The 5,232-nt window shown below is 69.0% G+C and carries 7 protein-coding genes and 1 tRNA gene; 5 read left to right on the top strand and 3 right to left on the bottom strand.

Annotation, left to right across the window (positions count from 1 at the left end; translation table 11 throughout):
• The 4 genes from VEC04_RS00415 to VEC04_RS00430 form a co-directional block, all read left to right on the top strand.
• Positions 1–823 (top strand): beta-ketoacyl-ACP synthase III (locus VEC04_RS00415; RefSeq protein ID WP_324772717.1); only part of this gene is annotated, 823 nt, incomplete at its 5' end.
• A gap of 75 nt (positions 824–898) precedes the next feature.
• A complete protein-coding gene (locus VEC04_RS00420; RefSeq protein WP_298746214.1) occupies positions 899–1,207 on the top strand; it encodes an integration host factor subunit alpha in 309 nt (102 codons plus the stop codon).
• Between the two features lie 6 nt (positions 1,208–1,213).
• Positions 1,214–1,639, top strand: coding sequence for a MerR family transcriptional regulator (locus tag VEC04_RS00425; protein WP_324772719.1), 426 nt, complete (start codon positions 1,214–1,216; stop codon positions 1,637–1,639).
• 55 nt (positions 1,640–1,694) lie between these two features.
• A tRNA-Pro gene (locus tag VEC04_RS00430) sits at positions 1,695–1,771 on the top strand.
• Positions 1,772–1,844: 73 nt separating this feature from the next.
• Here the strand turns inward: VEC04_RS00430 and VEC04_RS00435 are convergent.
• Both VEC04_RS00435 and VEC04_RS00440 read right to left on the bottom strand, forming a co-directional pair.
• Positions 1,845–2,045 (bottom strand): DUF2842 domain-containing protein, encoded by a 201-nt coding sequence (locus tag VEC04_RS00435; protein ID WP_324772720.1) that lies wholly within the window; start codon positions 2,043–2,045, stop codon positions 1,845–1,847.
• Position 2,046: 1 nt separating this feature from the next.
• Entirely contained in the window at positions 2,047–2,367 is a 321-nt protein-coding gene (locus VEC04_RS00440) for a transglycosylase (protein ID WP_324772722.1), read from the bottom strand.
• Between the two features lie 67 nt (positions 2,368–2,434).
• On the opposite strand from VEC04_RS00440, the gene VEC04_RS00445 reads away from it, so the two are divergent.
• Positions 2,435–3,535, top strand: a complete 1,101-nt coding sequence (locus VEC04_RS00445; RefSeq protein ID WP_324772724.1) for a COX15/CtaA family protein — start codon at positions 2,435–2,437, stop codon at positions 3,533–3,535.
• Here the strand turns inward: VEC04_RS00445 and VEC04_RS00450 are convergent.
• Positions 3,504–4,916: an alkaline phosphatase PhoX gene (locus tag VEC04_RS00450; protein WP_324772725.1), complete on the bottom strand. Its 1,413-nt coding sequence runs from the start codon at positions 4,914–4,916 to the stop codon at positions 3,504–3,506. The genes VEC04_RS00445 and VEC04_RS00450 overlap by 32 nt on opposite strands.
• Positions 4,917–5,232 lie beyond the last annotated feature (316 nt).

Consider the following 5,232-nt stretch of genomic DNA (forward strand, 5'->3'; position numbering starts at 1 on the left):
GCCGGTCTCCGACCTGGCGGTGGCGGCCGCACGGCGGGCCCTCGAGGCCGCCGGCCGCTCGGCCGAAGACGTTGACCTGATCGTGGTGGCCACCACCACGCCGGATCTGACCTTCCCGGCCACCGCCACCATCGTGCAGCGCAAGCTGGGTTGCCCCGTGGGCATCGCCTTCGACGTCCAGGCGGTCTGCTCCGGCTTCGTCTATGCGCTGAGCGTCGCCGACGGCTTCGTGGCGCGGGGAAATGCCAGATGCGCCCTGGTCATCGGTGCCGAGGAGATGACCCGGCTGATGGACTGGACCGACCGGTCGACATGCGTGCTGTTCGGCGACGGGGCCGGCGCGGTGGTGGTCGAACCACGCGAGGGACACGGGACCAAGGCCGATCACGGTCTGCTCGGCTTCGCCCTGCGTTGCGACGGCTCCAAGACCGACCTGCTGTATGTCGACGGCGGACCGGCCACGACCGGGGCGGTCGGGCATTTGCGGATGGCCGGCAACCAGGTGTTCCGCCACGCCGTGGTCAATATCGCCGAGGCGATCACCGCCTGCTGCGAGGCCTCGGGCATCGAGATCGCCGACGTTGACTGGTTCGTGCCTCACCAGGCCAACCAGCGCATCATCAAGGGCGTCGGCGACCGGCTGGGCCTCGACGAGGACAAGGTCATCTCGACGGTGGCGATGCACGCCAACACCTCGGCGGCGTCGATACCGCTGGCGCTGGATGCGGCCATTCAGGACGGACGGATCAAACGCGGCGACCTTGTGCTGGCCGAGGCCATGGGCGGCGGATTGACGTGGGGGGCCTGCGCCTTTCGCCTCTAGGGCGCAATTCGGCTTTCCATTTGAAGGCGCTTGCTCTTTTATGGGTGCGACGGACTTTTCAAGGGGAGCGGACCATTGGCTCAGCACCAGACCCTGACGCGGGCGGACCTGTGTGAGGCGGTCCACGAGGAGGTCGGCCTGTCGCGCCAGGAGTGCTCGGCGCTGGTCGAGCGGACCCTGGAACTGATCATTGAATCGCTCGAGCGCGGGGAGACCGTGAAGCTGTCCGGCTTCGGCGTCTTCCAAGTGCGCGACAAGCGGGCCCGGATGGGACGTAATCCGAAGACCGGCGAGCCGGCGGCGATCCATCCGCGGCGGGTGATCAGCTTCCGCGCCTCGCAGATCATGAAGGGCCGGGTTCACGACGCCGTCGTGAGCGCCTGACGCGCCGTGGCCAAGAGCCCGAACGCCTTCCGGACCATCTCCGAAGCCGCTGACGAGATCGGGGCGCCGCAGCATGTGCTGCGCTTCTGGGAAACCAAATTCCCCTTCATCACGCCGCTGAAGCGCGCCGGCGGACGACGCTTCTACCGGCCGCAGGACGTGGTGCTGCTGAAGGCGGTCAAGCGGCTGCTGCACGAGGACGGCCTGACCATCAAGGGCGTCCAGCGGCTGCATCGCGAGCAGGGCCTGAAGCGGCTGGCGGTCTATGGCGACCCGGACGGGACGGTGGCGTTCGAGCCGGAAGGCGGAGCCGCTCCCGAGCGCGCGGCGGCGGTTCCGACCGGCGCTTCGTCGGTGCGGCTGCGTCAGGTCCTGGCCGAACTGGAGGGCGCGCGGGCCCGTCTGGAAGCCGTTCTTTCCAGAACCGCCTGACGTCTCGTTTTTGGGTTTGCGGGGGGCGGGCGCCCCGTCTATAGGGAGCGCCTCTCGGAGCGTGGCGCAGCCTGGTAGCGCACTTGACTGGGGGTCAAGGGGTCGCAGGTTCGAATCCTGTCGCTCCGACCATCTTCTCCTCGAAGACGGTTGGTCAGGGGGCCGCTTTCGGGCGGCCCTTTGCAATTGTGGCCCGGTTCCCGGCTCAGTCGCGGGGCCGCTCAGCCCATTTGAACAGCGGATAGAGGGGCAGGCCCCAGCCAATCCCGGCGACGGCATAGACCACCAGATCGATGAGCGGGCCCGGCGGCAGGACGCCGCGCAGGGCGATGGCGCCCCAGATCCAGAAGACGAGGAAGGCGAGCACGCCAAGCATGGCGATGAAGCGGCGGGTGCGGGGCCCCATGTCAGCGCTTGCTGCGGAACAGGAAGAAGGCCGCCAGCGCGATGACCGAGGCGGCCAGCGACCAGCCGACCCAGGTCCAGCCATCCATGGTCGAGACGGCGAAGACCCGCACGGCGAGGAACCAGCCGCAGACGGCGGCGACGCCGGAGACCAGCGAGGTGGCGAACAGGCCGCGGCGGCCGGTCAGTAGATCGGCGGTCCACGCCAGGGCGAAGGCACCCAGGACGGCGATGACGATGTCGGCGTATTGCAACCGCGTTCTCCTGACCTGCGACGCCCCGACGCCGAAAACCGACTCGATCTCGCCTTCGTGGGCGGGCATACCGCTCAATCGGGCGCCGGACCAGTGGCGCGCGGTCCAGTGTAACGGTCGGGACAGCGGGCGTCGAATGAAGCGTTTCAGCGGGGGCGATCAGAGCAGGGCGGTAGCCATCTGGCTGTTCGCGACGGCGGCGCTGGTGTTCGCGATGGTGGTGGTCGGCGGGGTCACCCGCCTGACCGGATCGGGCCTGTCCATCACCGAGTGGAAGCCGATCATGGGCGCCCTGCCGCCGATGAATGCCGCGGACTGGGCCGAGGCGTTCGAGAAATACCGTGCCATTCCGCAGTACCAGCAGGTCAACGCCGGCATGACGCTGGGCGAGTTCAAGGGCATCTTCTGGTGGGAGTGGACGCACCGCCAGCTGGGCCGGATCATCGGCGCGGTGTTCGCCCTGCCGTTCGCGGTTTTCCTGTTGGCGCACCTGCTTCCTCCCCGGTCGCTCATCGGTCGACTGGCCATGCCGCGGCGGCTGATCGGGCGCTGCGTGGTGCTGCTGGCGCTGGGCGGACTGCAGGGGCTGATCGGCTGGTGGATGGTGTCCAGCGGGCTGAGCGAGCGGGTCGATGTGGCGCCGGAGCGGCTGGCGGTTCACCTCGGGCTGGCGCTGCTGATCTTCATGGGGCTGATCTGGACCGGGCTCGAGGCCTGGAACGGCGAGGAGCATTCGCGCCATCCGGTCGGCTGGAGCCGGGGGGCGGCGATCCTGCTGGGCGCGATCTTTCTGCAGTGCCTGCTGGGCGGGCTGGTGGCGGGGGCCAAGGCGGGTCTCGTCCATACCGATTGGCCGATGATGAGCGGCGAGCTGCTGGCGCCGGTCGACTGGGGCAAGGGGGCGCTGGCCTTCCTGCACGACCAGGCGCTGGTGCAGTTCAATCACCGGCTGGCGGCCTACGGCCTGCTCATCGGCGGCACGGTCTACGCGGTGCAGGCGTGGCGCTGGCGGCTGGCCGAGGGACTGGGCATGGCGGCCTTCGTGCTGGCGGCGGCGCTGTGGCTGCAGGCGGCGCTGGGGGTGGCGACGCTGATGAACGCCGTTCCGCTGTGGCTGGGAGCGCTGCACCAGGCGGGAGCGGCGCTGGTGCTGGCGGTCGCGACCGTGAACCTGTGGCTGGTCCGCCGGTCGCAACCGCGCCTGTTCATGTCCGGACCGAGGTCCACGGTCCTCTGATCGCGAGGGTGATCCCCGGATACTGGATGTTGACGAAAAGGGTCGATCCGTCCGGCGAGAAGACGCAGCCGCAGAGCTCGGAATTGCCTTGGAAGACGTTACGGCCGAGCGTGTAGAGCTTGCCGTCCGGGGTCACGCCCTTGAGGTGATTGCGGAGTTCGTCGGAGTAGTTGTCCTCGCAGACGATCAGATGACCCCATGGCGAGACGGTGAGATTGTCGCCCATGTTGAGCGCCTTCTCGTCCGTGGTCTCGACGAAGAGCTGGAGCCGGCCCGGGCGGAGGCGCTCGCCGAGGCCGCCTTCCATCGGGGAGGGAATATAGCGGAGGATCTGGCCCCGCTCGATCGGGCCTCCCGAAGTCGCGGTGAGAAACAATTCGCCGTCCCCCCAGTGGATGCCCTCGCCGCGCGACACGAGGGCGGCGCCGTCGGCGTGGCCGCGCACGCGAAGGTCGCCGTCGGGGCTCTCGACATCGTCGAGATCGATCCATTCGACCTGTTTCCAGTCGCCGACGCTCCAGAGGCGCGTCTCGCGGTTGGAGGTGTCGGCGCCCCGGGCGCCCCTGACGGCCATGGCCTGGAGCTTGCCGCCGTCGACCAGTTTGCCGGGGGTCTTCGGAATGAAGCGGTAGAACAGGCCGTCGCCCTTGTCCTCGGTCAGGTAGACGACGCCGGTGCGCGGATCGACGGCGACGGCCTCATGCTCGAAGCGGCCCATGGCCTTCAGCGGGATGGCCTCGACGAGGCCGTGGGCGTTGGCCGGGACTTCGAAGACGTAGCCGTGCTCCTTCGTGACATCGGCGTCGGAGGGCGTTTCCTCGGTTTCCTCACAGGTCAGCCAGCTGCCCCAGGGGGTCATGCCGCCGCAGCAGTTGGTGGAGGTGCCCGCCAGGCTCATGAACTGGCGCACCGTCTCGCCGGTGTCCATGTCGTAGATCAGCGTGGTTGTGCCGCCGGGCAGGACGCGGCCGTCCCTGTAGGTATCGTAGGCCTTCGACCTGTCGAGCGCGCCGAGGCGTTCCTGATGGAAGCCGCCGGGGCCCCAGTTGCGATGGGTGCGCGAGCCGCCCTTGAGTTCGTGGTTGCGGACGAGGGCCACGCGCGAGCCCTCCAGAGCGAAACAGCCCATGCCATCGAACTGGCCGGGCACCAGCAGGCCGTCGTCCATCGTCTCTCCGCCCTGGGAGATGACGCGGTAGGTGAAGCCCCGGGGCAGGTCGAACAGGCCGTTGGGATCGCGGACCAAGGGGCCGTAGCCGTGCACCTCGTTGACGTAGGTTTCTTCCGTCGCGGCGGCTTGGGCGTGGACGTTGCGCGCCAGGCCGGCGAAGGCGAGGGCGGCGGCCGAGCCGGTGAGAAGGTCGCGACGGGGCAGGCGCATGAGAGACTCCGAAGGGGCAGGGGCTCTTATGGCCCGAGGGCAGGCGGGCGGTCATCAGGGTTCTGTGACAGCCAGCCTTCGGCGCCGCTTCGGGTGAAGCGGATGGGGAGGGCGCGGGACAGCCGGGCCTCGCCCGGTGCTGTTGTGTTGTTACCGTTTCGACGAGACAGGCTGCCCCGCGCGGCCGTTTTCCACACGCCCTCCGACTGGCGGCCCTGCCTTCGGGCCTTTGACGGATCACGCGGCGGCCGCCTTGCGACGACCGACGCGGGGGGGCCTGCCGCCGCGATCGCGACGTCCTCAACCCCGCCAGAAG

Source organism: Brevundimonas sp., from assembly GCF_035626535.1.
Lineage (GTDB): Bacteria > Pseudomonadota > Alphaproteobacteria > Caulobacterales > Caulobacteraceae > Brevundimonas.